The 25,981-nt window shown below is 67.2% G+C and carries 36 protein-coding genes; 34 read left to right on the plus strand and 2 right to left on the minus strand.

The genetic code is table 11. The annotated features are described in order from the left end of the window. Nucleotides 1-77: 77 nt before the first annotated feature. The 4 genes from rpsL (at nt 78) to tuf (ending at nt 4,444) form a co-directional block, all read left to right on the plus strand. Nucleotides 78-449 (plus strand): 30S ribosomal protein S12, encoded by a 372-nt coding sequence (gene rpsL / locus OG782_RS22535; protein ID WP_003948652.1) that lies wholly within the window; start codon nt 78-80, stop codon nt 447-449. A gap of 2 nt (nt 450-451) precedes the next feature. Further along, nucleotides 452-922 carry a 30S ribosomal protein S7 gene (gene rpsG, locus OG782_RS22540; protein ID WP_014154599.1) on the plus strand — a complete coding sequence of 157 codons (471 nt, stop codon included), beginning with the start codon at nt 452-454 and terminating at the stop codon, nt 920-922. Between the two features lie 38 nt (nt 923-960). Beyond that, nucleotides 961-3,090 carry an elongation factor G gene (fusA, locus tag OG782_RS22545; RefSeq protein WP_406453698.1) on the plus strand — a complete coding sequence of 710 codons (2,130 nt, stop codon included), beginning with the start codon at nt 961-963 and terminating at the stop codon, nt 3,088-3,090. Between the two features lie 160 nt (nt 3,091-3,250). Further along, nucleotides 3,251-4,444, plus strand: coding sequence for an elongation factor Tu (tuf, locus tag OG782_RS22550; RefSeq protein WP_359132075.1), 1,194 nt, complete (start codon nt 3,251-3,253; stop codon nt 4,442-4,444). Between the two features lie 95 nt (nt 4,445-4,539). On the opposite strand, the gene OG782_RS22555 is transcribed toward tuf, so the two are convergent. Beyond that, entirely contained in the window at nt 4,540-7,227 is a 2,688-nt protein-coding gene (locus OG782_RS22555; RefSeq protein WP_406453701.1) for a GNAT family N-acetyltransferase, read from the minus strand. Next, nucleotides 7,227-8,897 (minus strand): RNA ligase family protein, encoded by a 1,671-nt coding sequence (locus OG782_RS22560; protein WP_406453703.1) that lies wholly within the window; start codon nt 8,895-8,897, stop codon nt 7,227-7,229. Before OG782_RS22560 ends, OG782_RS22555 begins: the two co-directional genes overlap by 1 nt. A 505-nt stretch (nt 8,898-9,402) precedes the next feature. Between OG782_RS22560 and rpsJ the strand changes: the two genes are divergently transcribed. The 30 genes from rpsJ to rplQ all read left to right on the plus strand — a co-directional run bounded on the left by rpsJ (nt 9,403) and on the right by rplQ (nt 25,930). Continuing rightward, complete coding sequence (gene rpsJ, locus OG782_RS22565) at nt 9,403-9,711, plus strand: 30S ribosomal protein S10 (protein ID WP_003948644.1); 309 nt, start codon at nt 9,403-9,405, stop codon at nt 9,709-9,711. 14 nt (nt 9,712-9,725) lie between these two features. Then, entirely contained in the window at nt 9,726-10,370 is a 645-nt protein-coding gene (gene rplC / locus OG782_RS22570; RefSeq protein ID WP_136328436.1) for a 50S ribosomal protein L3, read from the plus strand. A 4-nt stretch (nt 10,371-10,374) separates the two neighbouring features. Further along, entirely contained in the window at nt 10,375-11,025 is a 651-nt protein-coding gene (gene rplD, locus OG782_RS22575; protein ID WP_406453705.1) for a 50S ribosomal protein L4, read from the plus strand. Further along, on the plus strand, nt 11,025-11,348 hold the full coding sequence (gene rplW, locus OG782_RS22580) for a 50S ribosomal protein L23 (protein ID WP_014154589.1): 324 nt from the start codon (nt 11,025-11,027) through the stop codon (nt 11,346-11,348). The genes rplD and rplW overlap by 1 nt, the downstream gene beginning before the upstream one ends. Nucleotides 11,349-11,387: 39 nt before the next feature. Next, on the plus strand, nt 11,388-12,224 hold the full coding sequence (rplB, locus tag OG782_RS22585; RefSeq protein ID WP_024494973.1) for a 50S ribosomal protein L2: 837 nt from the start codon (nt 11,388-11,390) through the stop codon (nt 12,222-12,224). A 12-nt stretch (nt 12,225-12,236) separates the two neighbouring features. After that, nucleotides 12,237-12,518 carry a 30S ribosomal protein S19 gene (gene rpsS, locus OG782_RS22590; RefSeq protein ID WP_015610726.1) on the plus strand — a complete coding sequence of 94 codons (282 nt, stop codon included), beginning with the start codon at nt 12,237-12,239 and terminating at the stop codon, nt 12,516-12,518. Nucleotides 12,519-12,560: 42 nt separating this feature from the next. Next, on the plus strand, nt 12,561-12,908 hold the full coding sequence (gene rplV, locus OG782_RS22595) for a 50S ribosomal protein L22 (RefSeq protein WP_026290933.1): 348 nt from the start codon (nt 12,561-12,563) through the stop codon (nt 12,906-12,908). Beyond that, complete coding sequence (rpsC, locus tag OG782_RS22600) at nt 12,908-13,744, plus strand: 30S ribosomal protein S3 (protein ID WP_096625054.1); 837 nt, start codon at nt 12,908-12,910, stop codon at nt 13,742-13,744. The genes rplV and rpsC overlap by 1 nt, the downstream gene beginning before the upstream one ends. Nucleotides 13,745-13,749: 5 nt before the next feature. Continuing rightward, nucleotides 13,750-14,169 (plus strand): 50S ribosomal protein L16, encoded by a 420-nt coding sequence (rplP, locus tag OG782_RS22605; protein ID WP_003966953.1) that lies wholly within the window; start codon nt 13,750-13,752, stop codon nt 14,167-14,169. Then, on the plus strand, nt 14,169-14,393 hold the full coding sequence (gene rpmC, locus OG782_RS22610) for a 50S ribosomal protein L29 (RefSeq protein WP_024494976.1): 225 nt from the start codon (nt 14,169-14,171) through the stop codon (nt 14,391-14,393). Before rplP ends, rpmC begins: the two co-directional genes overlap by 1 nt. Further along, nucleotides 14,393-14,677 carry a 30S ribosomal protein S17 gene (rpsQ, locus tag OG782_RS22615; RefSeq protein ID WP_073786784.1) on the plus strand — a complete coding sequence of 95 codons (285 nt, stop codon included), beginning with the start codon at nt 14,393-14,395 and terminating at the stop codon, nt 14,675-14,677. Before rpmC ends, rpsQ begins: the two co-directional genes overlap by 1 nt. A 107-nt stretch (nt 14,678-14,784) precedes the next feature. Next, nucleotides 14,785-15,153 (plus strand): 50S ribosomal protein L14, encoded by a 369-nt coding sequence (rplN, locus tag OG782_RS22620; protein WP_003966950.1) that lies wholly within the window; start codon nt 14,785-14,787, stop codon nt 15,151-15,153. Between the two features lie 2 nt (nt 15,154-15,155). Beyond that, nucleotides 15,156-15,479: a 50S ribosomal protein L24 gene (gene rplX, locus OG782_RS22625; protein ID WP_018550616.1), complete on the plus strand. Its 324-nt coding sequence runs from the start codon at nt 15,156-15,158 to the stop codon at nt 15,477-15,479. Then, nucleotides 15,479-16,036, plus strand: coding sequence for a 50S ribosomal protein L5 (gene rplE, locus OG782_RS22630; RefSeq protein WP_018550615.1), 558 nt, complete (start codon nt 15,479-15,481; stop codon nt 16,034-16,036). The genes rplX and rplE overlap by 1 nt, the downstream gene beginning before the upstream one ends. 2 nt (nt 16,037-16,038) lie before the next feature. Further along, nucleotides 16,039-16,224: a type Z 30S ribosomal protein S14 gene (locus OG782_RS22635; RefSeq protein ID WP_024491590.1), complete on the plus strand. Its 186-nt coding sequence runs from the start codon at nt 16,039-16,041 to the stop codon at nt 16,222-16,224. A 224-nt stretch (nt 16,225-16,448) separates the two neighbouring features. After that, nucleotides 16,449-16,847: a 30S ribosomal protein S8 gene (rpsH, locus tag OG782_RS22640; protein ID WP_014154584.1), complete on the plus strand. Its 399-nt coding sequence runs from the start codon at nt 16,449-16,451 to the stop codon at nt 16,845-16,847. 21 nt (nt 16,848-16,868) lie between these two features. After that, on the plus strand, nt 16,869-17,408 hold the full coding sequence (gene rplF, locus OG782_RS22645) for a 50S ribosomal protein L6 (protein WP_326738107.1): 540 nt from the start codon (nt 16,869-16,871) through the stop codon (nt 17,406-17,408). A 2-nt stretch (nt 17,409-17,410) separates the two neighbouring features. Continuing rightward, entirely contained in the window at nt 17,411-17,794 is a 384-nt protein-coding gene (gene rplR / locus OG782_RS22650; protein ID WP_328905327.1) for a 50S ribosomal protein L18, read from the plus strand. A gap of 47 nt (nt 17,795-17,841) precedes the next feature. Continuing rightward, a complete protein-coding gene (gene rpsE, locus OG782_RS22655; RefSeq protein ID WP_406453711.1) occupies nt 17,842-18,447 on the plus strand; it encodes a 30S ribosomal protein S5 in 606 nt (201 codons plus the stop codon). Then, nucleotides 18,447-18,629 carry a 50S ribosomal protein L30 gene (gene rpmD / locus OG782_RS22660; RefSeq protein ID WP_024491595.1) on the plus strand — a complete coding sequence of 61 codons (183 nt, stop codon included), beginning with the start codon at nt 18,447-18,449 and terminating at the stop codon, nt 18,627-18,629. Before rpsE ends, rpmD begins: the two co-directional genes overlap by 1 nt. A gap of 1 nt (nt 18,630) precedes the next feature. Then, a complete protein-coding gene (gene rplO, locus OG782_RS22665) occupies nt 18,631-19,086 on the plus strand; it encodes a 50S ribosomal protein L15 (RefSeq protein ID WP_250968189.1) in 456 nt (151 codons plus the stop codon). A 223-nt stretch (nt 19,087-19,309) separates the two neighbouring features. Continuing rightward, on the plus strand, nt 19,310-20,629 hold the full coding sequence (gene secY / locus OG782_RS22670; RefSeq protein ID WP_406453713.1) for a preprotein translocase subunit SecY: 1,320 nt from the start codon (nt 19,310-19,312) through the stop codon (nt 20,627-20,629). Next, on the plus strand, nt 20,629-21,285 hold the full coding sequence (locus OG782_RS22675) for an adenylate kinase (protein WP_406453715.1): 657 nt from the start codon (nt 20,629-20,631) through the stop codon (nt 21,283-21,285). The genes secY and OG782_RS22675 overlap by 1 nt, the downstream gene beginning before the upstream one ends. A gap of 124 nt (nt 21,286-21,409) precedes the next feature. Further along, entirely contained in the window at nt 21,410-22,246 is an 837-nt protein-coding gene (map, locus tag OG782_RS22680) for a type I methionyl aminopeptidase (RefSeq protein ID WP_406453717.1), read from the plus strand. Nucleotides 22,247-22,536: 290 nt separating this feature from the next. Continuing rightward, nucleotides 22,537-22,758: a translation initiation factor IF-1 gene (gene infA / locus OG782_RS22685; RefSeq protein ID WP_014047798.1), complete on the plus strand. Its 222-nt coding sequence runs from the start codon at nt 22,537-22,539 to the stop codon at nt 22,756-22,758. Nucleotides 22,759-22,818: 60 nt separating this feature from the next. Continuing rightward, the gene (gene rpmJ, locus OG782_RS22690) at nt 22,819-22,932 is read left to right on the plus strand and encodes a 50S ribosomal protein L36 (protein WP_003956441.1); all 114 of its coding nucleotides are present in this window, start codon (nt 22,819-22,821) and stop codon (nt 22,930-22,932) included. Nucleotides 22,933-23,125: 193 nt separating this feature from the next. Next, nucleotides 23,126-23,506, plus strand: coding sequence for a 30S ribosomal protein S13 (gene rpsM / locus OG782_RS22695; RefSeq protein ID WP_014047799.1), 381 nt, complete (start codon nt 23,126-23,128; stop codon nt 23,504-23,506). A gap of 105 nt (nt 23,507-23,611) precedes the next feature. Next, complete coding sequence (rpsK, locus tag OG782_RS22700; RefSeq protein WP_003956432.1) at nt 23,612-24,016, plus strand: 30S ribosomal protein S11; 405 nt, start codon at nt 23,612-23,614, stop codon at nt 24,014-24,016. Between the two features lie 137 nt (nt 24,017-24,153). Then, complete coding sequence (locus OG782_RS22705; RefSeq protein WP_003966937.1) at nt 24,154-25,176, plus strand: DNA-directed RNA polymerase subunit alpha; 1,023 nt, start codon at nt 24,154-24,156, stop codon at nt 25,174-25,176. Nucleotides 25,177-25,426: 250 nt separating this feature from the next. After that, nucleotides 25,427-25,930 carry a 50S ribosomal protein L17 gene (gene rplQ, locus OG782_RS22710; RefSeq protein WP_136328425.1) on the plus strand — a complete coding sequence of 168 codons (504 nt, stop codon included), beginning with the start codon at nt 25,427-25,429 and terminating at the stop codon, nt 25,928-25,930. The last annotated feature ends 51 nt before the right edge of the window (nt 25,931-25,981 follow it).

Here is a 25,981-nt window from a genome sequence, read left to right on the forward strand (position 1 = left end):
TTCGACACACCCGACCGCGTGGGTCGGTGAGTGTTCCAGGTTAGTTTCACCGACGGCACACAGAAACCGGAGAAGTAGTGCCTACGATTCAGCAGCTGGTCCGGAAGGGCCGGCAGGACAAGGTCGAGAAGAACAAGACGCCCGCGCTCGAGGGTTCGCCCCAGCGTCGTGGCGTCTGCACGCGTGTCTTCACGACCACCCCGAAGAAGCCGAACTCGGCCCTCCGTAAGGTCGCGCGTGTGCGTCTGACCTCCGGCATCGAGGTTACGGCCTACATTCCGGGTGAGGGACACAACCTGCAGGAGCACTCGATCGTGCTCGTGCGTGGTGGCCGTGTGAAGGACCTGCCGGGTGTTCGTTACAAGATCATCCGCGGCTCGCTCGACACCCAGGGTGTCAAGAACCGCAAGCAGGCCCGCAGCCGCTACGGCGCCAAGAAGGAGAAGTAAGAATGCCTCGTAAGGGCCCCGCCCCGAAGCGCCCGGTCATCATCGACCCGGTCTACAGCTCTCCTCTTGTCACCTCGCTGATCAACAAGATCCTGCTCGACGGCAAGCGTTCCACCGCCGAGCGGATCGTGTACGGCGCCATGGAAGGCCTCCGCGAGAAGACCGGCGCTGACCCGGTCATCACGCTGAAGCGCGCGCTTGAGAACGTCAAGCCCTCGCTCGAGGTCAAGTCCCGCCGTGTCGGTGGCGCCACCTACCAGGTGCCGATCGAGGTCAAGCCCGGTCGTGCCGCCACCCTCTCGCTGCGCTGGATCGTGGGTTACTCCCGCGCCCGTCGCGAGAAGACGATGACCGAGCGCCTCATGAACGAGCTGCTCGACGCCTCCAACGGTCTTGGCGCTGCCGTCAAGAAGCGCGAGGACACCCACAAGATGGCCGAGTCGAACAAGGCCTTCGCGCACTACCGCTGGTAGTCGCTTACCCCATCGAGACCGAGAGAAGATTGAGCCTTATGGCCACCACTTCGCTTGACCTGGCCAAGGTCCGCAACATTGGGATCATGGCCCACATCGACGCGGGCAAGACGACCACCACAGAGCGGATCCTGTTCTACACCGGCGTCTCGTACAAGATCGGTGAGGTCCACGACGGCGCAGCCACGATGGACTGGATGGAGCAGGAGCAGGAGCGCGGCATCACGATCACGTCCGCCGCGACGACCTGCCACTGGCCGCTCAATGATGTTGACCACACCATCAACATCATCGACACCCCCGGTCACGTCGACTTCACCGTCGAGGTGGAGCGTTCGCTCCGCGTCCTCGACGGCGCCGTCACCGTGTTCGACGGTGTGGCCGGCGTCGAGCCGCAGTCCGAGACCGTGTGGCGTCAGGCGGACCGCTACGGCGTGCCGCGTATCTGCTTCGTCAACAAGCTCGACCGCACCGGTGCCGACTTCTTCCGTTGTGTCGACATGATCGTCCAGCGCCTCGGCGCTGTCCCGATCGTCATGCAGCTCCCCATCGGCGCCGAGGCGGACTTCACGGGCGTTGTCGACCTCGTGTCGATGAAGGCCTTCGTGTACCCCGAAGAGGCCGCCAAGGGCGAGATGTACAACGTCATCGACATCCCGGAGAACCTCCAGGAGGCCGCCGAGGAATGGCGCGGCAAGCTCCTCGAGGCCGTCTCCGAGAACGATGACGCGATGATGGAGCTGTACCTGGAGGGCGAGGAGCCCACCCAGGACCAGCTGCACGAGGCGATCCGCCGCATCACCCTGGCGTCGAAGGGCACCGCGGACTCCATCACGGTCACCCCGGTGTTCTGTGGCACCGCGTTCAAGAACAAGGGCGTTCAGCCCCTGCTCGACGCGGTCGTCCGCTACCTGCCTTCCCCCCTGGACGTCGAGGCCATCGAAGGCCACGACGTCAAGGACCCCGAGGTCGTCATCAAGCGCAAGCCCTCGGACGACGAGCCCTTCTCCGGTCTCGCGTTCAAGATCGCCAGCGACCCGCACCTCGGCAAGCTCACCTTCGTCCGGATCTACTCCGGTCGCCTCGAGGCCGGCACCGCGGTGCTGAACTCGGTCAAGGGCAAGAAGGAGCGCATCGGCAAGATCTACCGCATGCACGCGAACAAGCGTGAGGAGATCGCGTCGGTGGGCGCCGGTGACATCATCGCCGTCATGGGCCTGAAGCAGACCACCACCGGTGAGACGCTGTGTGACGACAAGAACCCGGTCATCCTGGAGTCCATGGACTTCCCGGCGCCGGTCATTCAGGTCGCCATCGAGCCCAAGTCCAAGGGTGACCAGGAGAAGCTGGGTATTGCCATCCAGCGCCTCTCCGAGGAGGACCCGTCCTTCCAGGTGCACTCCGACGAGGAGACCGGCCAGACCATCATCGGTGGTATGGGCGAGCTTCACCTCGAGGTGCTCGTCGACCGCATGAAGCGCGAGTTCCGCGTCGAGGCGAACGTCGGCAAGCCGCAGGTCGCGTACCGCGAGACGATCCGCAAGGCCGTCGAGCGCATCGACTACACGCACAAGAAGCAGACTGGTGGTACCGGCCAGTTCGCGAAGGTGCAGATCGCCCTTGAGCCCATCGAGGGTGGCGACGCGTCCTACGAGTTCGTCAACAAGGTCACCGGTGGCCGCATCCCCCGTGAGTACATCCCCTCGGTGGACGCGGGTGCCCAGGAAGCCATGCAGTTCGGCATCCTGGCCGGCTACGAGATGGTCGGCGTCCGCGTCACCCTTCTCGACGGTGGTTACCACGAGGTCGACTCCTCGGAGCTCGCCTTCAAGATCGCCGGTTCGCAGGCGTTCAAGGAGGGTGCCCGCAAGGCGTCCCCCGTGCTCCTGGAGCCGATGATGGCCGTCGAGGTCACCACGCCCGAGGACTACATGGGCGATGTCATCGGCGACCTCAACTCCCGCCGTGGCCAGATCCAGGCCATGGAGGAGCGCAGCGGCGCTCGCGTCGTGAAGGGCCTCGTGCCCCTCTCGGAGATGTTCGGCTACGTCGGAGACCTCCGCAGCAAGACCTCGGGTCGCGCAAGCTACTCGATGCAGTTCGACTCCTACGCCGAGGTTCCGCGGAACGTCGCCGAGGAGATCATCGCGAAGGCCAAGGGCGAATAACTCCCCGAGTTGACGCTTTAGGCTTATCACCGGAGCCTGGTGGGGCATTTGACGCGGCGCGTATGCAATGCGTCGAATGCCCCCGGGCCCCGGCATCCCAGCAAAGATCACCTGGCGCCGATGAAGCAAGGCGTACAGAACCACTCCGCAGGAGGACCCAGTGGCGAAGGCAAAGTTCGAGCGGACTAAGCCGCACGTCAACATCGGCACCATCGGTCACATCGACCACGGTAAGACGACCCTCACGGCCGCCATTACCAAGGTGCTGCACGACGCGTACCCGGACCTGAACGAGGCCTCGGCCTTCGACCAGATCGACAAGGCTCCCGAGGAGCGCCAGCGCGGTATCACCATCTCGATCGCGCACGTCGAGTACCAGACGGAGTCGCGTCACTACGCGCACGTCGACTGCCCGGGTCACGCTGACTACATCAAGAACATGATCACGGGTGCGGCGCAGATGGACGGCGCCATCCTCGTCGTCGCCGCGACCGACGGCCCGATGCCGCAGACCAAGGAGCACGTGCTCCTGGCCCGCCAGGTCGGCGTTCCGTACATCGTCGTCGCTCTGAACAAGGCCGACATGGTGGACGACGAGGAGATCCTGGAGCTCGTCGAGCTCGAGGTCCGTGAGCTCCTCTCCGAGTACGAGTTCCCGGGCGACGACCTTCCGGTCGTCAAGGTCTCGGCGCTCAAGGCGCTCGAGGGCGACAAGGAGTGGGGCCAGACCGTTCTGGACCTCATGGCCGCCGTCGACGAGTCGATCCCGCAGCCCGAGCGTGACGTCGAGAAGCCGTTCCTCATGCCGATCGAGGACGTCTTCACGATCACCGGTCGCGGTACGGTCGTCACCGGCCGTATCGAGCGTGGTGTCCTGAAGGTCAACGAGACCGTCGACATCGTCGGTATCAAGACCGAGAAGACCACCACCACGGTCACCGGCATCGAGATGTTCCGCAAGCTGCTCGACGAGGGCCAGGCCGGTGAGAACGTCGGTCTGCTCCTCCGTGGCATCAAGCGCGAGGACGTCGAGCGCGGCCAGGTCATCATCAAGCCGGGTTCGGTCACGCCGCACACCGAGTTCGAGGCGCAGTCCTACATCCTGTCGAAGGACGAGGGTGGCCGTCACACCCCGTTCTTCAACAACTACCGCCCGCAGTTCTACTTCCGTACCACGGACGTGACGGGCGTTGTGACCCTTCCCGAGGGCACCGAGATGGTCATGCCGGGTGACAACACCCTCATGAACGTCGCGCTGATCCAGCCGGTCGCCATGGAAGAGGGCCTGAAGTTCGCCATCCGTGAGGGTGGCCGGACCGTGGGCGCCGGCCAGGTCACCAAGATCCTCAAGTAATCACTTGAGCGTCTGACCTGGTAGCTCCGCACAAGAGCACCGAGAAGGGCCCCGTCCCGCCGCGCAAGCGGTGGGACGGGGCCCTTCGTCTTGTCTCAGGCCACGGGTACGGGCGGCATGCGCACCATGAAGACGTCGACCGGGTCCTCGCGCTCCAGGACGAACCCGTGCCGCTCGTACAGCCGCCGGGCCGCGCTGCCCTGGAGCACGTTGAGGCGGACCGGCACCCCTTCGGCGTCCGTACGGGCCAGCAGGGCGCTCAGCACGGCCGAGCCGATGCCCCGCCCCTGGAACTCCTCGGCGATGAGGAAGCTCTCCAGGCACCGGCCGTCCTCGAAGGGCCGCAGCGTGACACTGCCGGCGAAGCGGCCGTCGACGAGGATCACCGAGGTGTGCTCGGGCACGTAGGAGTCGCGCAGCCGCCGGCGCACCCGGTGCTCGTCGTAGCGGCCGAGCCGGACCAGGTCCGGGCGCATCACGACGGCCCGGAGCTCGGCCGTGGCATCGAGGTCGTCGGCGGTGGCCGGGCGCAGGGACCAGGCTTGAGTGGTACGTACATGCATGGCGGGAGTCTGGCAGAGGGTGAACGCCGGGGCCCCGGCCGACCGGAGGGCGGACAGTCCCACCGGTGCCAGCGAGGCGCCCCGGATGCCGCGGAGCAGCTCCGCCCCGATCTCCGACAGCCGGGGGCCGTCGGGCGGCGTCGTGCCCAGCCCGATCGCGTAGCCCGTGCGGCCGTCGGCCGTGAGCGGGTGCGGCCAGATGCGGGCGTCGGGTGCACCCGCGTCGGCGAGCGCTGCGAGCAGGGCGAGGAGGCGGCCGCGCAGCCGGCCCTCGTCGCCCTCGCCGGGCCCTGCGGAGGCGAGGGCCCAGGCCGCATGGTGTTCCCGCAGTACGGGCGGGGCGCAGAGGAGAGGGCGTGGGTGGGCGTCCTCCGCCGCCTCCTCCAGGATCTCCCAGGCGCGGAAGAGCTCGGCGGTGAGCAGGTCGCGGCCGGCGGGGGTGACCTGGGTGGTGCAGGAACGTACCGGAGCGGTCGGGGTCAGCACCGTGACCGGGTCGCCGGTTGCCGCAGCCCCGCCCACCGCCTCGCTCCAGTCCCACGCCGCCCACGTCGCGAAGAAGCGCCGGAGCAGGGCGAGGGGCGGCAGACCGCCCGCCTCGTGCGCGGTACGGGCCGCGAGGACGGTCCAGGCCAGGCCCGGCAGTCCGCCGCACGGGGCGGAGTCCAGGCCCCGGGCGCGCGCCCACTCCTTGACGTCCCGGGCGAGGGCGGCGAAGGCGTCCCGGTGCGGGTCCGCCGCCGCGAGCACCGCTTCCGCGTCGCTCACTGCGCTCAGCGCGACGGCCGCCGCCTCGCCCAGCTCCGTGCGGCGGGCCACCGCGTCGGCGGGGGAGAGGGCGGCGGTCGACACGGTGACCAGGTCGATCCGGAGGCCGTCGAGATACCAGCGCAGGCCCGGCACCCGGGCGCCGGTCACCTCGCGCAGCCCCCGCGCCTCCGGAAACGCGGCGGCCATCCGGTGCCGCACAGCTGCCGGGTCGGGTGCGCCGGGCAGCGCCGCCACCAGGTCCAGGTCCGCGCCGGGCGGTGCGCAGCCCATGCGCCGGGAGCCGACGACGTGGACATGGGCGCCGGGGAGGGCCGCGACCACCCGTTCCGTCACCCCTTCGGCCACCAGAAGGGGCGCGCCCAGCTCCACCCGCACCCCGTAGTGGTCGGAGACGTACAGCCCCTCCGGGCCGGGTGTCTCGCCGGTCAGGACCGCCGACCGGGCGCGCAGCCGTTCCGTACGCAGCAGGATCCTGTCCAGCCGGGAGACGCGGCCGGAGAGGGAGGAGACGGCGGCGAGAGGGTTCACCGACGGGTCGAAGGTGGGGGTGCGGTCGGCGGGGCCGTGCACCTCGTTCCAGGCGTCCGCCATCGCCAGGCGGGACCGCGGGTGGTCGCCGCCGTCGTTGAAGTCGCCGACGAGCAGGAGTTCGCCCTCGATGCCGGCCAACCCCGTTGCCAGGTCGGCTAGTTCGGAGTCCCGGCGGGCGGCGCCGTCGGGGGAGTGGTCGCTGCTGAGGTGGGTCACGGCCACCGTGACGGGGCCGCCGGCGGTCTCCACCACGGCCGCCGCCACCGCCTTGTGCGGGCCCAGCGGGTGCAGACCCGCCTCGCTCACGGGCAGCCGGCTGAGCAGCAGCAGACCGCAGTCCGGTACGTCACGGCCCGCCGGGTCGGTGGCCAGGACGTATCCGTCCCGTACCCAGTCGCAGGCCAGCAGCAGCTCCAGGAGCGCGGGTTCCACCTCCTGGAGCGCGATGACGTCCGCGTCCGCCGCGCGCAGGGCGTCGAGCAGCAGCGGGCGGCGCCGGGCGGTGTCGATGCGGTCGCTGTCGTAGCGGTCCCAGAGGGTGTTCCAGGTGAGGACCGTCAGCGGACCGGACGGGCCCGGGGGCCGGGCGGGCATCGGCTCCCAGGTGCCCGTGGAGGAGGAGAAGGCATGCGGGACACGGGACGTGAAGTACGGGGACGGGAGCCGGCGCGGGGTCCGTACGCGGCCCGCGTCCGTCGCGTCGATCCGGTCCGTGCCCGAGGACCGGTCCCACACCACCTCGCCGTCCGCCTCGAAGAACAGCACCCGGTGCCAGGGGACGTCCCCGCCGGGGGTGAACCGCTCCAGCGGTACCCGCTTGGGGTCCCGGCCGCGCTGGGCGACGCCCAGCACGAAGCGTGCCGGGTCGAACCGGGCGTCCCAGCGGACCCGGTGGTAGATCTCCTCGCTCGTACGCATCAGGCCCGGTCCTCCACGGTTCCGCTGGTGCCGATGTACCAGGTGCGGTGCGCCTGGCCGGGGTACGGGGGGACGAACCGGCGCAGCTGGGACGTCAGTACCTCCGGGGGTACGGGGTGGGTACGCCGGCCGTTGCGCGCGATGAGCTCGCCCTCGCCGGTCCATGCCACGGCATGGGTGATCAGGGCGTCCCGGCGGTGGGCGACCGCGTGGACCAGGGAGCGCTGCTGCGGGTTGAGGGAGGTGGCGTCCCAGACCACGGTGGCGCCCGGGACCAGGGCGGCGTCCAGGCGCCGCAGCCCCTCGCGCAGGACGTCCGCGTTGGCGCCCTGGTCGGCGCGCGAGCCGCGGGCCAGGCGCAGGTCGTCGAGCGAGACGTAGGTGGCGGTGCCTGGCAGACCGCGGGCGAAGGTGCTCTTCCCGCTGCCCGAAGGCCCGACCAGATGGACCAGGCGCGGGAACCGGCCGGACCGCCACCGCCAGGTCGCGGCGACGGCCTCGTCCGCGCTGCTGATGCGGCCGAGCGCGTACGCCTCACGGGCCTGCGCGAGGCAGCGGGCGGCGGCGGCCGGGTCCAGACCGGCGAAGGCCTCGGCCAGCCCGTCCGGCTCGGCCACGTCCTGGGCGTGCAGGGCCGACCACTCCACCTGCTCGCGCGCCGCCGCGCTGCCGGCCAGTGCGCCGGCCACCGCGTGCAGGACGGGCAGGCCGGCGGCGAGCGAAATCCGTGCCAGGCCGCCGTGGCGCTTCTCGTCGGGGTACGGGCGGTGCAGCGAGGGGTGCAGCCCGACGAGGTCCGCGATCCGCCGGGCGAGCGGCATCCCGAGCGGTGCGGCCAGTGCCGGTGCCAGCCGGGCCCGCGGGGTGCGGTGCAGCAGGGTGGCGAGCACCCCGGCCAGCCGGTCGTCGCCCGTACGGCCCAGGGCGTCCAGGGCGTCGCCCGCCGCGAGGGCGGCCGGGGGGTCGCCCGGTCCGGTCCCCGTGGCGGCGGCGAGCGCCGCCGGATCCACCGGGGCGCCCGAGCGCACGGCCCACAGGGCGGCGGCCGGGCCGAGGCGGTTCTCCACGACCTCCGCGTGCATCCAGTGCGTGCCCGTCGTCACATGGCCGGGCCGCACCCACTTCGCCACCCGGTGCCCGAACTCGGCGGCCGCGAAGCCTTCGGCCGGGCGGACGACGTATCCCTCCTGCCGCACCGTGTCGGGCTTCATCGCCCGCAGGGTGCGTTCGGCGCGGGTGTCGAACACCCCGCGCCACAGCACCGGCGGCGCCGGGATTCCCAGGTCCTGGAGGAAGGCCACGGTCCGGTCCCAGCCGAGGCAGTGCTCCCCGTCCCAGACGGAGAATCCGTAGAAGTGGCTCGCCAGGTCCTCGTACGGGATCGAGTGGCGGGCGAACATGTTCTCGCCGCAGATCCGCCACCCCGTGGGGATGCGGGGGCCGATGCGTCCCTGGAGCGCCTTGACCCAACCCCGGGAGGGATGGTGCGCCGAGTCGAGGGAGCGGGCGTGCAGCCCGTCTGCGTACAGCGTGGTGTTCTCACCGTCGAGCTTCTCGGTCACCACGACCTCGGAGCCGGTCAGGCCGGCGAGGCCGGTGAGCCGTACGTCGTCCGAGGTGGCCCCGGGTGACCAGGGCAGATGCGCGGTCCGGGGATAGTGAGTGCGCATGTTCCGTTCCCCCGCGACGACGCCTTGTCCGGCCGGTCACTGTAGGGGCGGGGGCGTCCGGAGCTCGACCGAATTACGGGGCGGGGTACGGGCGGGCGGGGCGCGGTGCGTGCCCGCGTTTGACCATCCATCCGCGGGGGGTAAGATCCTCCACCCGATTGGCCAGGCCAGTGCCCCGTATGGCACACTGACCAGGTTGCTCGGTTGAGTGTCAATGCTGCGCGCCTCCCGCCGGGAGGACCGGAAGCGAGTCCCACAGTACTCGTCGGCCCTGTAAGGGCCGGACGTACGGGAATCTTTCGGGAAGCGGATGTGTGGCACCGGCCAGGCGCCCGGTGGGGTTCCTCCCCCGGCAGCGCGGTCTCAGGCCCGCACCCCCTTGGTTGGGAAATCCTTCGGGATTTTTACGTAGAGGGGATGCGACACGCCCGACCGCGTGGGTCGGAGGCGGAGTTACAGAACCCCGGGTTCCAGAGCGTTACGAGAGACAGGACTACTAGTAGCCATGGCGGGACAGAAGATCCGCATCCGGCTCAAGGCCTACGACCACGAGGTCATCGACTCCTCGGCGAAGAAGATCGTCGAGACGGTGACCCGCACTGGTGCGTCGGTCGCGGGCCCGGTGCCGCTGCCCACTGAGAAGAACGTGTACTGCGTCATCAAGTCGCCGCACAAGTACAAGGACTCTCGCGAGCACTTCGAGATGCGCACGCACAAGCGCCTCATCGACATCCTCGACCCCACGCCGAAGACGGTTGACTCGCTGATGCGCCTCGACCTTCCGGCGGGCGTCGACATCGAGATCAAGCTCTGAGGGGACGGGCCGAGATGAGCAAGAACATCAAGGGCGTCCTGGGCGAGAAGCTCGGCATGACCCAGGTCTGGGACGAGAACAACCGGGTTGTCCCGGTGACCGTCGTCAAGGCCGGGCCGTGCGTCGTGACGCAGGTTCGTACGAACGACAGCGACGGCTACGAGTCGGTCCAGATCGCCTTCGGCGAGATCGACCCGCGCAAGGTGAACAAGCCCCTCAAGGGCCACTTCGCCAAGGCCGACGTGACCCCCCGCCGCCACCTGGTGGAGCTCCGCACCCCTGACGCCAGCGAGTACACGCTGGGCCAGGAGATCACCGCCCAGGTGTTCGAGTCCGGCGTCAAGGTTGACGTCACGGGCAAGAGCAAGGGCAAGGGCTTCGCCGGTGTCATGAAGCGTCACAACTTCAAGGGCCTCGGCGCCGGTCACGGCGTCCAGCGCAAGCACCGTTCCCCCGGTTCGATCGGTGGCTGCGCCACCCCTGGGCGTGTCTTCAAGGGCATGCGCATGGCCGGCCGGATGGGTAACGAGCGCGTCACCACCCAGAACCTGACCATCCACGCGGTTGACGCGGAGAAGGGTCTGCTGCTCATCAAGGGCGCAGTCCCCGGTCCGAACGGCGGCCTCGTCCTGGTCCGTACCGCGGCCAAGGGGGCTTGAGGTAATGAGCACCATTGACATCCTTTCGCCGGCAGGCGACAAGGCCGGTACCGTCGAGCTCCCCGCGGAGATCTTCGACGCGAAGACCAGCGTTCCGCTGATCCACCAGGTCGTTGTCGCACAGCTGGCAGCTGCCCGTCAGGGCACGCACTCGACCAAGCGCCGCGGTGAAGTCCGTGGTGGTGGCCGCAAGCCGTACCGCCAGAAGGGCACCGGCCGCGCCCGCCAGGGTTCGACCCGCGCGCCGCAGTTCGTCGGCGGTGGCGTCGTGCACGGCCCCAAGCCGCGCGACTACTCGCAGCGCACCCCGAAGAAGATGAAGGCCGCCGCCCTGCGCGGTGCCCTCTCCGACCGGGCGCGTCACTCCCGTATCCACGTCGTCACCGGCGTGGTCGAGAGCGGGATCTCCACCAAGGCCGTCAAGGCGCTGCTCGGCAAGATCTCGGAGCGCAACAACGTGCTCCTGGTCGTCGAGCGCAACGACGAGGCCGCGTGGCTCTCCGCGCGCAACCTGCCCCAGGTGCACATCCTGGACCCGGGCCAGCTGAACACGTACGACGTGATCGTCTCTGACGACGTGGTCTTCACCCAGGCCGCTTTCGAGTCCTTCGTGTCTGGCCCCCAGACCGCTGAGACCGAAGGGAGCGACGCCTGATGAGTGAGGCGACCGTTACCAGCAAGACCTACTCCGACCCGCGTGACGTTCTCGTCAAGCCGGTTGTTTCGGAGAAGAGCTACGCGCTGCTCGACGAGAACAAGTACACGTTCATCGTCGCGCCCGGCTCCAACAAGACCCAGATCAAGCAGGCCGTGGAAGCGGTCTTCTCGGTCAAGGTCACCGGGGTCAACACGATCAACCGGCAGGGTAAGCGCAAGCGCACCAAGACCGGTTTCGGCAAGCGCGCTGACACCAAGCGCGCCATCGTGACCCTCGCTGAGGGCGACCGAATCGACATCTTCGGCGGCCCGACCTCCTAACGGAGGTCGAGTCGTCCGGAATCGGACGAGGACTGAGAAATGGGTATCCGCAAGTACAAGCCGACGACCCCGGGCCGTCGTGGCTCCAGCGTCGCCGACTTTGTCGAGATCACGCGGTCCACGCCGGAGAAGTCGCTGGTCCGCCCCCTGCACAGCAAGGGCGGCCGTAACAACACCGGTCGTGTGACCGTTCGCCACCAGGGTGGTGGCCACAAGCGCGCCTACCGCGTGATCGACTTCCGTCGTCACGACAAGGACGGCGTGCCGGCCAAGGTCGCGCACATCGAGTACGACCCGAACCGCACCGCGCGCATCGCGCTCCTGCACTACGCGGACGGCGAGAAGCGCTACATCATCGCGCCGCGTGGCCTGGGACAGGGCGACCGTGTCGAGAACGGCCCGGCCGCCGACATCAAGCCCGGCAACAACCTGGCGCTGCGCAACATCCCGGTCGGTACGACCATCCACGCCATCGAGCTGCGGCCCGGCGGCGGCGCGAAGTTCGCCCGTTCCGCGGGTGCCTCCGTGCAGCTGCTGGCGAAGGAGGGCACCATGGCCCACCTTCGTATGCCGTCGGGTGAGATCCGCCTGGTCGACGCCCGCTGCCGCGCCACCATCGGTGAGGTCGGCAACGCCGAGCAGTCGAACATCAACTGGGGCAAGGCCGGTCGCATGCGCTGGAAGGGCGTTCGCCCGTCCGTCCGCGGTGTTGCGATGAACCCGGTCGACCACCCGCACGGTGGTGGTGAAGGCAAGACCTCCGGTGGACGTCACCCGGTCTCGCCGTGGGGTCAGAAGGAGGGTCGTACTCGCTCGCCGAAGAAGGCATCGAGCAAGTACATCGTCCGCCGCCGCAAGACGAACAAGAAGCGCTAGGAGCGGGTTTAGATGCCGCGCAGTCTCAAGAAGGGGCCCTTCGTCGACGGCCACCTCGTCAAGAAGGTGGACGTCCAGAACGAAGCTGGCACCAAGAACGTCATCAAGACCTGGTCCCGTCGCTCGATGATCATCCCGGCCATGCTGGGTCACACCATCGCGGTGCACAACGGCAAGATCCACGTCCCGGTGTTCGTCACCGAGTCGATGGTCGGCCACAAGCTCGGCGAGTTCTCGCCGACTCGCACCTTCCGCGGCCACGTCAAGGACGACCGGAAGTCGAAGCGCCGCTAGCGCGGGGTGGAAACGACTATGACTCACACCGAAGGGACAACCATGGAAGCCAGGGCCCAGGCGCGGTACATCCGCGTCACGCCCATGAAGGCCCGCCGAGTGGTGGACCTCATCCGTGGCATGGATGCCACGGAGGCTCAGGCGGTCCTGCGTTTCGCCCCGCAGGCCGCGAGCGTGCCGGTTGGCAAGGTGCTCGACAGCGCCATTGCCAACGCTGCACACAACTACGACCACCCTGACGCCTCTTCGCTGGTCATCAGCGAGGCGTACGTGGACGAGGGCCCGACCCTGAAGCGGTTCCGTCCGCGTGCTCAGGGCCGTGCCTACCGGATCCGTAAGCGGACCAGCCACATCACCGTGGTCGTCAGCAGCAAGGAAGGAACCCGGTAATGGGCCAGAAGGTAAACCCGCACGGGTTCCGGCTCGGCATTACCACGGACTTCAAGTCCCGTTGGTACGCCGACAAGCTGTACAAGGACTACGTCAAGGAAGACGTTGCCATTCGTCGCATGATGACGAAGGGCATGGAGCGAGCCGGCATCTCGAAGGTTGAGATCGAGCGCACCCGCGACCGCGTCCGCGTTGACATCCACACCGCCCGCCCGGGCATCGTCATCGGCCGCCGCGGCGCCGAGGCCGACCGCATCCGTGGCGAGCTGGAGAAGCTGACCGGCAAGCAGGTCCAGCTGAACATCCTCGAGGTCAAGAACCCCGAGGTGGACGCTCAGCTGGTGGCCCAGGCCGTCGCCGAGCAGCTCTCCTCCCGCGTCTCCTTCCGTCGTGCCATGCGTAAGAGCATGCAGAGCTCGATGAAGGCCGGCGCCAAGGGCATCAAGATCCAGTGCGGCGGTCGCCTCGGCGGCGCCGAGATGTCCCGCTCGGAGTTCTACCGCGAGGGCCGCGTGCCCCTGCACACCCTCCGTGCGAACGTCGACTACGGCTTCTTCGAGGCCAAGACGACCTTCGGCCGCATCGGCGTGAAGGTCTGGATCTACAAGGGCGACGTCAAGAACATCGCCGAGGTCCGCGCCGAGAACGCTGCTGCCCGTGCGGGCAACCGCCCGGCCCGTGGCGGCGCTGACCGTCCGGCCGGCCGCGGTGGCCGTGGTGGCGAGCGTGGCGGTCGTGGCCGCAAGCCGCAGCAGTCGGCTCCGGCCGCCGAGGCCCCCAAGGCCGACGCGACCGCCGCTGCTCCGGCGGCTGAGAGCACCGGAACGGAGGCCTGACCGAAATGCTGATCCCCCGTAGGGTCAAGCACCGCAAGCAGCACCACCCGAAGCGCAGCGGTATGTCCAAGGGTGGCACGCAGGTTGCGTTCGGCGAGTACGGCATCCAGGCGCTGACCCCGGCGTACGTGACGAACCGTCAGATCGAGTCCGCTCGTATCGCGATGACCCGTCACATCAAGCGTGGCGGCAAGGTCTGGATCAACATCTACCCGGACCGTCCCCTGACGAAGAAGCCTGCCGAGACCCGCATGGGTTCCGGTAAGGGTTCTCCCGAGTGGTGGATCGCGAACGTCAAGCCGGGCCGGGTGATGTTCGAGCTGTCCTACCCGAACGAGAAGATTGCTCGTGAGGCGCTCACCCGCGCTGCTCACAAGCTTCCGATGAAGTGCCGGATTGTTCGGCGCGAGGCAGGTGAGTCGTGATGTCGGCCGGTACCAAGACGTCCGAGCTGCGCGAGCTGGGCAACGAGGAGCTCCTCAACAAGCTCCGCGAGGCCAAGGAAGAGCTGTTCAACCTCCGCTTCCAGGCGGCGACCGGACAGCTCGAGAACCACGGCCGGCTCAAGTCCGTCCGTAAGGACATCGCCCGGATCTACACCCTGATGCGTGAGCGCGAGCTCGGCATCGAGACGGTGGAGAGCGTCTGATGAGCGAGAAGACTGTGACTGAGACGAACACCGACCGCGGTTTCCGCAAGACCCGTGAGGGTCTGGTCGTCAGCGACAAGATGGACAAGACCGTCGTCGTCGCTGTCGAGGACCGCGTCAAGCACGCGCTGTACGGCAAGGTCATCCGCCGTACGAACAAGCTCAAGGCTCACGACGAGCAGAACGCCGCCGGCGTCGGCGACCGCGTCCTCCTGATGGAGACCCGGCCGCTGTCCGCCACGAAGCGGTGGCGCATCGTCGAGATCCTCGAGAAGGCCAAGTAATTCCTGAGGGGCTTCCCCTTCAGGCAGGTTCCGCCAGGCTCGGCGGGGGTTCGCTCCGGTAACGGAGCGGCCCCCGCCGGGAACCGGCAGACGATCAGGAGATAGACGTGATCCAGCAGGAGTCGCGACTGCGCGTCGCCGACAACACGGGTGCGAAGGAAATTCTCACCATCCGTGTTCTCGGTGGCTCGGGTCGCCGCTACGCGGGCATCGGTGACGTCATCGTCGCCACCGTCAAGGACGCGATCCCCGGTGGCAACGTGAAGAAGGGTGACGTCGTCAAGGCCGTCATCGTTCGCACCGTCAAGGAGCGTCGTCGTCAGGATGGCTCGTACATCCGCTTCGACGAGAACGCCGCTGTCATTCTCAAGAACGACGGCGACCCCCGCGGCACCCGTATCTTCGGCCCGGTGGGCCGTGAGCTGCGCGAGAAGAAGTTCATGAAGATCATCTCGCTCGCGCCGGAGGTGCTGTAAGCATGAAGATCAAGAAGGGCGACCTGGTTCAGGTCATCACCGGTAAGGACAAGGGCAAGCAGGGCAAGGTCATCGTGGCCTACCCCGCTCAGGACCGCGTCCTCGTCGAGGGTGTCAACCGGGTCAAGAAGCACACCAAGGCCGGTCAGACCGCTCGCGGTTCGCAGACCGGTGGCATTGTGACGACCGAGGCCCCCGTCCACGTCAGCAACGTGCAGCTGGTTGTTGAGAAGGACGGCAACAAGGTCGTTACTCGCGTCGGCTACCGCTTTGACGACGAGGGCAACAAGATCCGCGTTGCCAAGCGCACCGGTGAGGACATCTGATGACTACCACCACTGCGCCGCGTCTCAAGACGCGCTACCGCGAGGAAATCGCCGGCAAGCTGCGTGAGGAGTTCTCCTACGAGAACGTCATGCAGATCCCCGGTCTGGTCAAGATCGTGGTCAACATGGGTGTGGGCGACGCCGCCCGCGACTCCAAGCTGATCGATGGCGCCGTGCGCGACCTCACCACGATCACCGGTCAGAAGCCGGCCGTCACCAAGGCCCGCAAGTCGATCGCGCAGTTCAAGCTGCGCGAGGGGCAGCCGATCGGCTGCCACGTCACCCTCCGTGGTGACCGCATGTGGGAGTTCCTGGACCGTACGCTGTCGCTCGCGCTTCCGCGTATCCGTGACTTCCGTGGCCTGTCGCCGAAGCAGTTCGACGGCCGTGGCAACTACACCTTCGGTCTCACGGAGCAGGTCATGTTCCACGAGATCGACCAGGACAAGATCGACCGGGTCCGGGGCATGGACATCACCGTGGTCACCACGGCGACCAATGACGACGAGGGTCGTGCCCTCCTTCGTCACCTCGGCTTCCCGTTCAAGGAGAACTGACCGTGGCGAAGAAGTCCCTGATCGCTAAGGCCGCCCGCAAGCCGAAGTTCGGCGTCCGCGGGTACACCCGCTGCCAGCGCTGCGGCCGGCCCCACTCCGTCTACCGCAAGTTCGGCCTGTGCCGCGTGTGCCTTCGTGAGATGGCTCACCGTGGCGAGCTGCCGGGCGTGACCAAGAGCTCCTGGTAATTCTCCTTCGCCCCTTGGGCGTTGGGAATCACCGGAGACTCTCGGTAAGCATCTGGTCGGCAGGAGCCCGTCCTCGCATGCCGTAGGCTTGTGGGGTTGGGCGCCTGCCGCCCAAGACCGACTTACTACGCCGTAGGTCCCCGCACCGCACCCGTCCTGCCTCTGAGTAGGGAGAGGGATGGCGCATACAGGAAACCCCGGCGAGAGAGGCCGAAGGCCAACTCATGACCATGACTGATCCCATCGCAGACATGCTCACGCGTCTGCGTAACGCGAACTCGGCGTATCACGACGATGTCGCGATGCCGCACAGCAAGATCAAGTCGCACATCGCGGAGATCCTCCAGCAGGAGGGCTTCATCACCGGCTGGAAGGTCGAGGACGCCGAGGTCGGCAAGAGCCTCGTTCTCGAGCTGAAGTTCGGCCCGAACCGCGAGCGCTCGATCGCCGGCATCAAGCGAATCTCGAAGCCGGGTCTGCGTGTATACGCAAAGTCCACCAACCTGCCGAAGGTTCTCGGCGGCCTGGGCGTGGCGATCATCTCCACGTCCCACGGTCTCCTGACCGGCCAGCAGGCCAGCAAGAAGGGCGTAGGTGGGGAAGTCCTCGCCTACGTCTGGTAGTCGGGAACGGAGGAATAGCTCATGTCGCGAATCGGCAAGCTCCCCATCCAGGTTCCCGCCGGTGTGGACGTCACCATCGATGGCCGTACGGTCGCAGTGAAGGGCCCCAAGGGCACCCTCTCGCACACCGTTGCGTCGCCGATCGAGGTCACCAAGGGTGAGGACGGCGTCCTGAACGTCGCCCGCCCGAACGACGAGCGTCAGAACAAGGCCCTTCACGGCCTGTCCCGCACGCTGGTGGCGAACATGATCACCGGTGTGACCCAGGGATACATCAAGGCGCTCGAGATCAGTGGTGTCGGTTACCGCGTCCAGGCGAAGGGCTCCAATCTGGAGTTCGCCCTGGGCTACAGCCACCCGATCCTGATCGAGGCCCCGGAGGGCATCACCTTCAAGGTGGAGTCCCCCACGAAGTTCACCGTCGAGGGCATCGACAAGCAGAAGGTCGGCGAGACCGCGGCCAAGATCCGCAAGCTGCGGAAGCCTGACCCGTACAAGGCCAAGGGCGTCAAGTACGCCGGCGAGGTCATCCGCCGCAAGGTCGGAAAGGCTGGTAAGTAGCGATGGCATACGGCGTAAAGATCGCCAAGGGTGACGCCTACAAGCGTGCCGCCCTCAAGCGTCGCCACATCCGTGTCCGCAAGCACATCTCCGGTTCGCCGGAGCGGCCGCGCCTGGTTGTGACGCGTTCGAACCGCCACATGGTGGCTCAGGTCATCGACGACGTCGCGGGCCACACGCTCGCGTCGGCTTCGACCCTGGACGCTTCCATCCGTGGTGGCGAGGGTGACAAGAGCACCCTGGCCAAGCAGGTCGGGGCCCTGGTCGCAGAGCGTGCCAAGGCCGCAGGCGTCGAGGCCGTCGTGTTTGACCGCGGTGGTAACCAGTACGCCGGGCGGATTGCCGCTCTGGCTGACGCCGCCCGTGAAGCCGGGCTGAAGTTCTAAGCCCCGGTTCCTACGCACAGCGGACGTAACAGAGAGAGGTAATTCCAATGGCTGGACCCCAGCGCCGCGGAAGCGGTGCCGGTGGCGGCGAGCGGCGGGACCGGAAGGGCCGTGACGGTGGCCCCAGCGCCGCCGAGAAGACCGCGTACGTCGAGCGCGTCGTCGCGATCAACCGCGTCGCCAAGGTTGTGAAGGGTGGTCGTCGCTTCAGCTTCACCGCGCTGGTCGTGGTGGGCGATGGTGACGGCACCGTCGGTGTCGGATACGGCAAGGCCAAGGAAGTTCCCGCGGCCATCGCCAAGGGCGTTGAAGAGGCCAAGAAGAGCTTCTTCAAGGTTCCGCGTATCCAGGGCACCATCCCTCACCCGATCCAGGGCGAGAAGGCTGCGGGCGTCGTTCTGCTCAAGCCTGCTTCCCCCGGTACCGGTGTTATCGCCGGTGGCCCGGTGCGCGCCGTTCTGGAGTGCGCCGGCGTTCACGACATCCTGTCGAAGTCGCTCGGTTCTTCGAACCCGATCAACATCGTGCACGCGACCGTGGCGGCCCTCCAGGGCCTGCAGCGTCCCGAGGAGATCGCGGCCCGCCGCGGTCTGCCCCTCGAGGACGTCGCCCCCGCGGCTCTGCTTCGTGCTCGTGCGGGAGCGGGTGCGTAATGGCCCGTCTCAAGATCACGCAGACGAAGTCGTACATCGGCAGCAAGCAGAACCACCGCGACACCCTTCGTTCGCTCGGGCTCAAGCGCCTGCACGACGTGGTTGTCAAGGAGGACCGCCCCGAGTTCCGCGGAATGGCTAACACCGTCCGCCACCTCGTGACGGTTGAGGAGGTCGACTGACATGGCGGAGAACAAGCCGCTGAAGGCCCACGACCTCCGGCCTGCCCCGGGCGCCAAGACCGCCAAGACCCGTGTGGGTCGTGGTGAGGCGTCCAAGGGTAAGACTGCCGGACGTGGCACCAAGGGCACCAAGGCCCGTTACCAGGTTCCGGAGCGCTTCGAGGGCGGGCAGATGCCCCTCCACATGCGTCTCCCGAAGCTCAAGGGCTTCAAGAACCCGTTCCGCACCGAGTACCAGGTCGTGAACCTGGACAAGCTCGCGACGCTCTACCCCGAGGGTGGAGAGGTCACGGTGGCCGGTCTGGTCGCCAAGGGCGCTGTGCGTAACAACCACCTCGTCAAGGTCCTCGGACAGGGCGAGATCTCCGTGGCGCTGCAGGTTTCGGTTGACGCCGTTTCCGGCTCCGCCAAGGAGAAGATTGCCGCTGCCGGCGGCACTGTCACCGAGCTCGTCTGAGACAACTCGGACCATTCGGTGGCCTGAACATCCGACCGGGGATGCCTCTCATATGGGGCATCCCCGGTTGGTCGTTCCTAGGGGGGCATGTACGCCGGTAAGGTGGCCTCCGTTGCTGTGGTAAGCCCTGGGTGCAAGCGCCTTGGGCCCTTTGGCTATTACGTATTCATCGATCCTCAAGACCGTCACCTCTACGCATTGCGCGGGGGTCGCAGGAGGCACCGTGCTCACCGCGTTCGCCCGGGCGTTCAAGACGCCCGACCTGCGCAAGAAGCTGTTCTTCACGCTCGGCATCATCGTGCTCTACCGGCTCGGGGCGCACATCCCGGTCCCGGGAGTGAGCTACGAGAACGTCCAGACCTGTGTTGATCAGGCAAGCAAGGGCAACAACAGCCTCTTCGGCCTGGTGAACATGTTCAGCGGTGGTGCACTGCTGCAGATCACGATCTTCGCGCTCGGCATCATGCCGTACATCACGGCCAGCATCATTCTTCAGCTGCTGACCGTGGTGATTCCCCGACTCGAGGCGCTCAAGAAGGAGGGGCAGTCCGGCCAGACGAAGATCACGCAGTACACGCGTTATCTGACGGTCGCACTCGCCATCCTGCAGGGCACCGGCCTGGTGGCCACGGCCACCAGCGGCGCGCTGTTCAGCGGCTGCCCGGTCGCCGACCAGATCGTTCCGAACCAATCGGTCTTCACGACCATCGTGATGGTCATCACGATGACCGCCGGCACCGCCGCCGTCATGTGGCTCGGTGAGCTCATCACCGACCGCGGCATCGGCAACGGCATGTCGATCCTGATGTTCATCTCGATCGCCGCCAGCTTCCCCGGCGCCCTGTGGGCCATCAAGACGAGCGGCAAGCTCGCGGACGGCTGGATCGAGTTCGGCACCGTCATCCTGATCGGCTTCGTGATGGTGGCCCTCGTGGTCTTCGTCGAGCAGGCTCAGCGCCGTATCCCGGTGCAGTACGCGAAGCGCATGATCGGGCGCCGGTCGTACGGTGGTACGTCCACTTACATCCCGCTGAAGGTGAACCAGGCGGGTGTGATTCCCGTCATCTTCGCTTCTTCGCTGCTCTACATCCCGGCTCTGATCGTCCAGTTCTCCAACTCCACCGCGGGCTGGGCGACCTGGATCAAGGACCACTTCGTCAAGGGCGACCACCCGTACTACCTGGCGTCGTACTTCCTGTTGATCGTGTTCTTCGCCTTCTTCTACGTGGCGATCTCGTTCAACCCCGAGGAAGTCGCCGACAACATGAAGAAGTATGGTGGCTTCGTCCCGGGTATCCGGGCTGGTCGACCTACTGCCGAGTACCTGAGCTACGTGCTCAACAGGATCACTTGGCCGGGCTCGCTGTACCTGGGCCTGATCGCTCTGGTGCCGACGATGGCGTTGGCAGGCTTCGGTGGCGCTAACCAGAACTTCCCGTTCGGCGGGACGAGCATCCTCATCATCGTGGGTGTGGGTCTGGAGACCGTGAAGCAGATCGAGAGTCAGCTCCAGCAGCGCAATTACGAAGGGTTCCTCCGCTGATGCGAATCGTCCTCGTCGGCCCGCCGGGTGCCGGCAAGGGAACGCAGGCTGCGTACCTTGCCAAGAACCTGTCGATTCCGCACATCTCCACGGGCGACCTCTTCCGCGCCAACATCAGCCAGGGCACTGACCTTGGCAAGCAGGCCCGCGCCTACATGGACGCAGGCCAGTTGGTACCGGACGAGGTCACGATCGGGATGGCCAAGGACCGCATGTCCCAGCCGGACGCGGTCAACGGCTTCCTGCTCGACGGCTTCCCGCGCAATGTGGGCCAGGCCGAAGCCCTCGATGTGATGCTGAAGGACGAGGGCGTAAAGCTGGACGCGGTCCTCGACCTCGAAGTCCCCGAGGACGAGGTCGTGAAGCGGATCGCGGGCCGCCGGATCTGCCGCAACGACAGCGCGCACGTGTTCCACGTGACGTACAACCCGCCGCAGGCCGAGGGTGTCTGCGACACCTGTGGCGGCGAGCTGTACCAGCGCGACGACGACAGCGAAGAGACGGTCCGTACCCGGCTCGAGGTCTACCACACGCAGACCGAGCCGATCATCGACTACTACAGGGCGCAGAACCTGGTGGTCACCATCTCCGCGCTCGGCAAGGTCACCGATGTGACCGAGCGGGCCATGGAGGCTCTGAAGTCCGACGAGGGCTGAGAGAACACCCGCAGTACATGCAGTGCAGTCGGCCGCGGCGTCCTTGGGCGCCGCGGCCGACTGTTTGCGCCGTATCGTTGAGTACGCCGCAGCCGTCACCGTCCATGCAGAAAGGCGCCGCGCAATGGTGCAGATCAAGACCCCCGAGCAGATCGCGAAGATGCGTGAGGCGGGGCTGGTGGTCGCTGCCATTCACGCGGCCACCCGTGAGGCCGCGGTACCCGGCGCCACCACGCAGGACCTGGACCAGGTCGCCCGCAAGGTGATCGCCGACCACGGCGCGAAGTCGAACTTCCTCGGGTACGGCGGATTCCCCGCGACCATCTGCACCTCGGTCAACGAGGTCGTCGTCCACGGCATCCCGGACGACAAGACCGTCCTCAAGGACGGCGACATCATCTCCATCGACGCCGGCGCGATCATCGACGGCTGGCACGGCGACGCCGCGTACACGGCGTTCGTCGGCACCGGTCACGCCCCGGAGCTCATCGAGCTCTCCCGGGTGACCGAGGAGTCGATGTGGGCCGGCATCGCCGCGATGAAGGTGAACAACCGCCTGGTCGACATCTCGAAGGCGATCGAGACCTACATCCGCCGCCAGCCCCGCCCGGCGACCGGCAAGTACGGGATCATCGAGGACTACGGCGGGCACGGCATCGGCACCGAGATGCACATGGACCCGCACCTGCTGAACTACGTCGCCCGCAAGCGCGGCAAGGGCATCAAACTGGTGCCGGGCGTGTGCCTGGCCATCGAGCCGATGGTCTCCCTCGGTACGGCACACACCGAGGTGCTGGAGGACGAGTGGACCGTCATCACGACCGACGGCACCTGGTCCTCGCACTGGGAGCACTCCATCGCTCTCACGGAGCAGGGACCGCTGGTCCTGACCGCCCCGGACTGCGGCCGCGAGAAGCTGGCCCAGTACGGCGTGGAGGCGGCGCCGGACCCCTTGGGGTGAGTGCCCTCCGGCGGACGGAGTCCGGCGCGGCAGGCCGAAGCCTGTGAGGCGCCCCGGGCGCCGAGCTCGCGAGGGCTGCGTGATGGAGGGGTCGGCGTGGAGGCGGCGCCGGGCCCCTTGGGGTGATTGTCGGCCACCCGGAGGTCTAAGGATCTCCCGCGGTGGGCAAACTTGACGGATTCGTCTTTTGGAGTCCGCTGACGTAGACTGACTCGTCGGCTCTCGTGCATCCGTGTGTCCGCATGCGGCGTGCGAGAGACGATCAAGGTAGCCGATTCGAAAGGCGAAGCGTGGCCAAGAAGCAAGGTGCCATCGAAATTGAGGGCACCGTGATCGAGTCTCTCCCGAACGCTATGTTCAGGGTGGAGCTCCAGAACGGTCACAAGGTCCTCGCGCACATCTCCGGCAAGATGCGGATGCACTACATCCGTATCCTCCCGGACGACCGGGTCGTCGTGGAGCTCTCCCCGTACGACCTGACGCGTGGCCGGATCGTCTACCGCTACAAGTAGATCTTGCCCTCATTCCGCTGCGGCGGGGTGCTGGCACTGACCCGGAGAACCTGACATCCCATGAAGGTCAAGCCGAGCGTCAAGAAGATCTGCGACAAGTGCAAGGTGATCCGCCGTCACGGTCGGGTCATGGTCATCTGCGACAACCTGCGCCACAAGCAGCGCCAGGGCTGACGCACGACCCCCTGCATCTCGCAGACTTCGCGCGACGCACGTAAACGTACATACGCAGTGCCCGTCCAAGCCACGGCTGACGACACCTCCGGCGGGGGCCGGAGACCCGGACGTACCACCTTCTCCCCGTGAGAGGTCGGCGGTCGGGAGCGGCATTGCGGAAGACCCCCGAAATAACAACTGGAGCCATTGAATGGCACGCGTTTCAGGTGTTGACATCCCGCGCGAAAAGCGCGTGGAGGTTGCCCTCACCTACGTCTTCGGTATCGGGCGCACCCGGTCCAAGGAGATCCTCGCCACCACCGGCGTGAACCCGAACACCCGCGTTCGTGACCTGGCCGAAGAGGACCTGGTCAAGATCCGCGAGTACGTGGACGCCAACCTCCGCACCGAGGGTGACCTTCGCCGCGAGATCCAGGGCGACATCCGCCGCAAGATCGAGATCGGCTGCTACCAGGGCATCCGCCACCGTCGCGGTCTCCCGGTCCACGGTCAGCGCACCAGCACCAACGCCCGTACCCGCAAGGGTCCGCGTCGCGCGATCGCCGGTAAGAAGAAGCCGGGCAAGAAGTAGTCCTCAGCGGACGCACTGCGAGCGTCCGGGTCTCCGGACATCCGCAGCATCCAGCGGTCTTCGCTGTAGGACCGATCACCTCCCCTCTCCATCTGGAGTCAAGACATGCCCCCCAAGGGTCGTCAGGGCGCAGCCAAGAAGGTGCGTCGCAAGGAAAAGAAGAACGTCGCTCACGGCCACGCGCACATCAAGAGCACGTTCAACAACACCATCGTCTCGATCACGGACCCCTCGGGCAACGTGATCTCCTGGGCCTCCGCCGGCCACGTCGGCTTCAAGGGCTCGCGCAAGTCCACCCCCTTCGCCGCGCAGATGGCCGCCGAGTCGGCCGCCCGCCGCGCGCAGGAGCACGGCATGCGCAAGGTTGACGTCTTCGTCAAGGGTCCGGGCTCCGGCCGCGAGACCGCGATCCGCTCCCTCCAGGCCACGGGCCTCGAGGTCGGTTCGATCCAGGACGTCACCCCGACGCCGCACAACGGCTGCCGTCCGCCGAAGCGTCGCCGCGTCTGATCCGCAACGGCCGGTGACGGCCGTGCGTCAGTAGCGTGGGTACGGGCGGTATGCCCCCTACGGGGGTGTGCCGCCCGTATCCTTGTTTCATCTGTCGGGTGTCAAATAGTGGGCGCCCACGACTGAAGGATTCACACATGCTTATCGCTCAGCGTCCGTCGCTGACCGAAGAGGTCGTTGACGAGTTCCGCTCGCGGTTCGTCATCGAGCCGCTGGAGCCGGGCTTCGGCTACACGCTCGGCAACTCCCTCCGCCGTACGCTCCTCTCCTCGATCCCGGGTGCCGCTGTCACCAGCATCCGCATCGACGGTGTCCTGCACGAGTTCACCACCGTGCCGGGCGTCAAGGAGGACGTCACCGACCTCATCCTCAACATCAAGCAGCTGGTCGTCTCCTCGGAGCACGACGAGCCGGTCGTGATGTACCTGCGCAAGCAGGGTCCCGGCCTGGTCACCGCTGCCGACATCGCCCCGCCGGCCGGTGTCGAGGTCCACAACCCGGACCTCGTCCTGGCCACGCTGAACGGCAAGGGCAAGCTGGAGATGGAGCTGACCGTCGAGCGCGGTCGCGGCTACGTCTCCGCCGTCCAGAACAAGCAGGTGGGCCAGGAGATCGGCCGGATTCCGGTCGACTCCATCTACTCCCCGGTGCTCAAGGTCACGTACAAGGTCGAGGCGACCCGTGTCGAGCAGCGCACCGACTTCGACAAGCTGATCGTCGACGTCGAGACCAAGCAGGCCATGCGTCCCCGTGACGCCATGGCGTCGGCCGGTAAGACCCTGGTCGAGCTGTTCGGTCTGGCGCGCGAGCTCAACATCGACGCCGAGGGCATCGACATGGGCCCCTCGCCGACGGACGCCGCGCTCGCCGCCGATCTGGCGCTGCCGATCGAGGAGCTGGAGCTCACGGTCCGCTCGTACAACTGCCTCAAGCGCGAGGGCATCCACTCGGTGGGCGAGCTCGTGGCCCGCTCCGAGGCGGACCTGCTCGACATCCGCAACTTCGGTGCGAAGTCGATCGACGAGGTCAAGGCGAAGCTGGCCGGTATGGGCCTGGCGCTGAAGGACTCGCCTCCCGGCTTCGACCCGACCGCCGCGGCCGACGCGTTCGGTGCGGACGACGACGCGGATGCCGGTTTCGTGGAGACCGAGCAGTACTGAGTCGCCTCCGGCTGGGGTGCCCGTCCCTGACGGGTGCCCCGGACCGGGCGAGGGCTTTGTCCTCAATCGCCGGACGGGCTTGAATTCGGCTCGGGCGTGAGGGCGTTGTCCTCAATCGCCGGACGGGCTTGAAATCCGCTGATGTCGGATTTCCGGCGCGACCGGCAGACATGACTTCCGTGTGGCGACCGCCTCACGGGAACTGACACCGGTACCTGATACGGCCGGTGCAGCACACAAGGAGAAAACCATGCCTCAGCCCGCCAAGGGTGCCCGTCTGGGCGGCAGCGCTGCGCACGAGAAGCTTCTTCTCAACAACCTTGCGAAGTCGCTGTTCGAGCACGGCCGCATCACCACGACCGAGGCCAAGGCCCGCCGCCTGCGTCCGGTCGCCGAGCGTTTCATCACCAAGGCGAAGAAGGGCGACATCCACAACCGTCGCCTGGTGCTGCAGTCGATCACGGACAAGGGCATCGTGCACACGCTCTTCACCGAGATCGCCCCGCGGTACGAGAACCGCCCCGGTGGTTACACCCGTATCACCAAGATCGGCAACCGTCGCGGCGACAACGCCCCGATGGCCGTCATCGAGCTGGTCGAGGCCCTGACCGTGGCGCAGGCTGCCACCGGTGAGGCCGAGGCCGCCACGAAGCGTGCGGTCAAGGAAGACGCCCTCAAGAAGGACGAGACCCCGGTCGAGTCCGTCGAGGACGCCAAGCCGGCCGAGGCCGACGAGGAGTCCAAGGACGCCTGAGCGTTCTGAGACCTCTGGACGGGCCCGCATCACCCTTCGGGGCGGTGCGGG

The organism is Streptomyces sp. NBC_00876 (assembly GCF_045207435.1).
Taxonomy (GTDB): domain Bacteria; phylum Actinomycetota; class Actinomycetes; order Streptomycetales; family Streptomycetaceae; genus Streptomyces.

Coding starts and splice junctions, on each gene's coding strand:
- rpsQ (WP_073786784.1), top strand. CDS start 14,393: ATGAGCGAGAAGACTGTGACTGAGACGAACACCGACCGCGGTTTCCGC.
- rplO (WP_250968189.1), top strand. CDS start 18,631: ATGGCGGAGAACAAGCCGCTGAAGGCCCACGACCTCCGGCCTGCCCCG.
- rplQ (WP_136328425.1), top strand. CDS start 25,427: ATGCCTCAGCCCGCCAAGGGTGCCCGTCTGGGCGGCAGCGCTGCGCAC.
- rplP (WP_003966953.1), top strand. CDS start 13,750: ATGCTGATCCCCCGTAGGGTCAAGCACCGCAAGCAGCACCACCCGAAG.
- OG782_RS22705 (WP_003966937.1), top strand. CDS start 24,154: ATGCTTATCGCTCAGCGTCCGTCGCTGACCGAAGAGGTCGTTGACGAG.
- rpsM (WP_014047799.1), top strand. CDS start 23,126: ATGGCACGCGTTTCAGGTGTTGACATCCCGCGCGAAAAGCGCGTGGAG.
- rpmJ (WP_003956441.1), top strand. CDS start 22,819: ATGAAGGTCAAGCCGAGCGTCAAGAAGATCTGCGACAAGTGCAAGGTG.
- rplD (WP_406453705.1), top strand. CDS start 10,375: ATGAGCACCATTGACATCCTTTCGCCGGCAGGCGACAAGGCCGGTACC.
- OG782_RS22675 (WP_406453715.1), top strand. CDS start 20,629: ATGCGAATCGTCCTCGTCGGCCCGCCGGGTGCCGGCAAGGGAACGCAG.
- rplX (WP_018550616.1), top strand. CDS start 15,156: ATGAAGATCAAGAAGGGCGACCTGGTTCAGGTCATCACCGGTAAGGAC.
- rpsE (WP_406453711.1), top strand. CDS start 17,842: ATGGCTGGACCCCAGCGCCGCGGAAGCGGTGCCGGTGGCGGCGAGCGG.
- rplR (WP_328905327.1), top strand. CDS start 17,411: ATGGCATACGGCGTAAAGATCGCCAAGGGTGACGCCTACAAGCGTGCC.
- OG782_RS22555 (WP_406453701.1), bottom strand. CDS start 7,227: ATGCGTACGAGCGAGGAGATCTACCACCGGGTCCGCTGGGACGCCCGG.
- rpmC (WP_024494976.1), top strand. CDS start 14,169: ATGTCGGCCGGTACCAAGACGTCCGAGCTGCGCGAGCTGGGCAACGAG.
- rplF (WP_326738107.1), top strand. CDS start 16,869: ATGTCGCGAATCGGCAAGCTCCCCATCCAGGTTCCCGCCGGTGTGGAC.
- OG782_RS22560 (WP_406453703.1), bottom strand. CDS start 8,897: ATGCGCACTCACTATCCCCGGACCGCGCATCTGCCCTGGTCACCCGGG.
- rpsJ (WP_003948644.1), top strand. CDS start 9,403: ATGGCGGGACAGAAGATCCGCATCCGGCTCAAGGCCTACGACCACGAG.
- rplE (WP_018550615.1), top strand. CDS start 15,479: ATGACTACCACCACTGCGCCGCGTCTCAAGACGCGCTACCGCGAGGAA.
- map (WP_406453717.1), top strand. CDS start 21,410: ATGGTGCAGATCAAGACCCCCGAGCAGATCGCGAAGATGCGTGAGGCG.
- rplB (WP_024494973.1), top strand. CDS start 11,388: ATGGGTATCCGCAAGTACAAGCCGACGACCCCGGGCCGTCGTGGCTCC.
- rplV (WP_026290933.1), top strand. CDS start 12,561: ATGGAAGCCAGGGCCCAGGCGCGGTACATCCGCGTCACGCCCATGAAG.
- fusA (WP_406453698.1), top strand. CDS start 961: ATGGCCACCACTTCGCTTGACCTGGCCAAGGTCCGCAACATTGGGATC.
- rpsH (WP_014154584.1), top strand. CDS start 16,449: ATGACCATGACTGATCCCATCGCAGACATGCTCACGCGTCTGCGTAAC.
- rpmD (WP_024491595.1), top strand. CDS start 18,447: ATGGCCCGTCTCAAGATCACGCAGACGAAGTCGTACATCGGCAGCAAG.
- rpsG (WP_014154599.1), top strand. CDS start 452: ATGCCTCGTAAGGGCCCCGCCCCGAAGCGCCCGGTCATCATCGACCCG.
- rpsK (WP_003956432.1), top strand. CDS start 23,612: ATGCCCCCCAAGGGTCGTCAGGGCGCAGCCAAGAAGGTGCGTCGCAAG.
- rplW (WP_014154589.1), top strand. CDS start 11,025: ATGAGTGAGGCGACCGTTACCAGCAAGACCTACTCCGACCCGCGTGAC.
- rpsS (WP_015610726.1), top strand. CDS start 12,237: ATGCCGCGCAGTCTCAAGAAGGGGCCCTTCGTCGACGGCCACCTCGTC.
- rpsC (WP_096625054.1), top strand. CDS start 12,908: ATGGGCCAGAAGGTAAACCCGCACGGGTTCCGGCTCGGCATTACCACG.
- rplC (WP_136328436.1), top strand. CDS start 9,726: ATGAGCAAGAACATCAAGGGCGTCCTGGGCGAGAAGCTCGGCATGACC.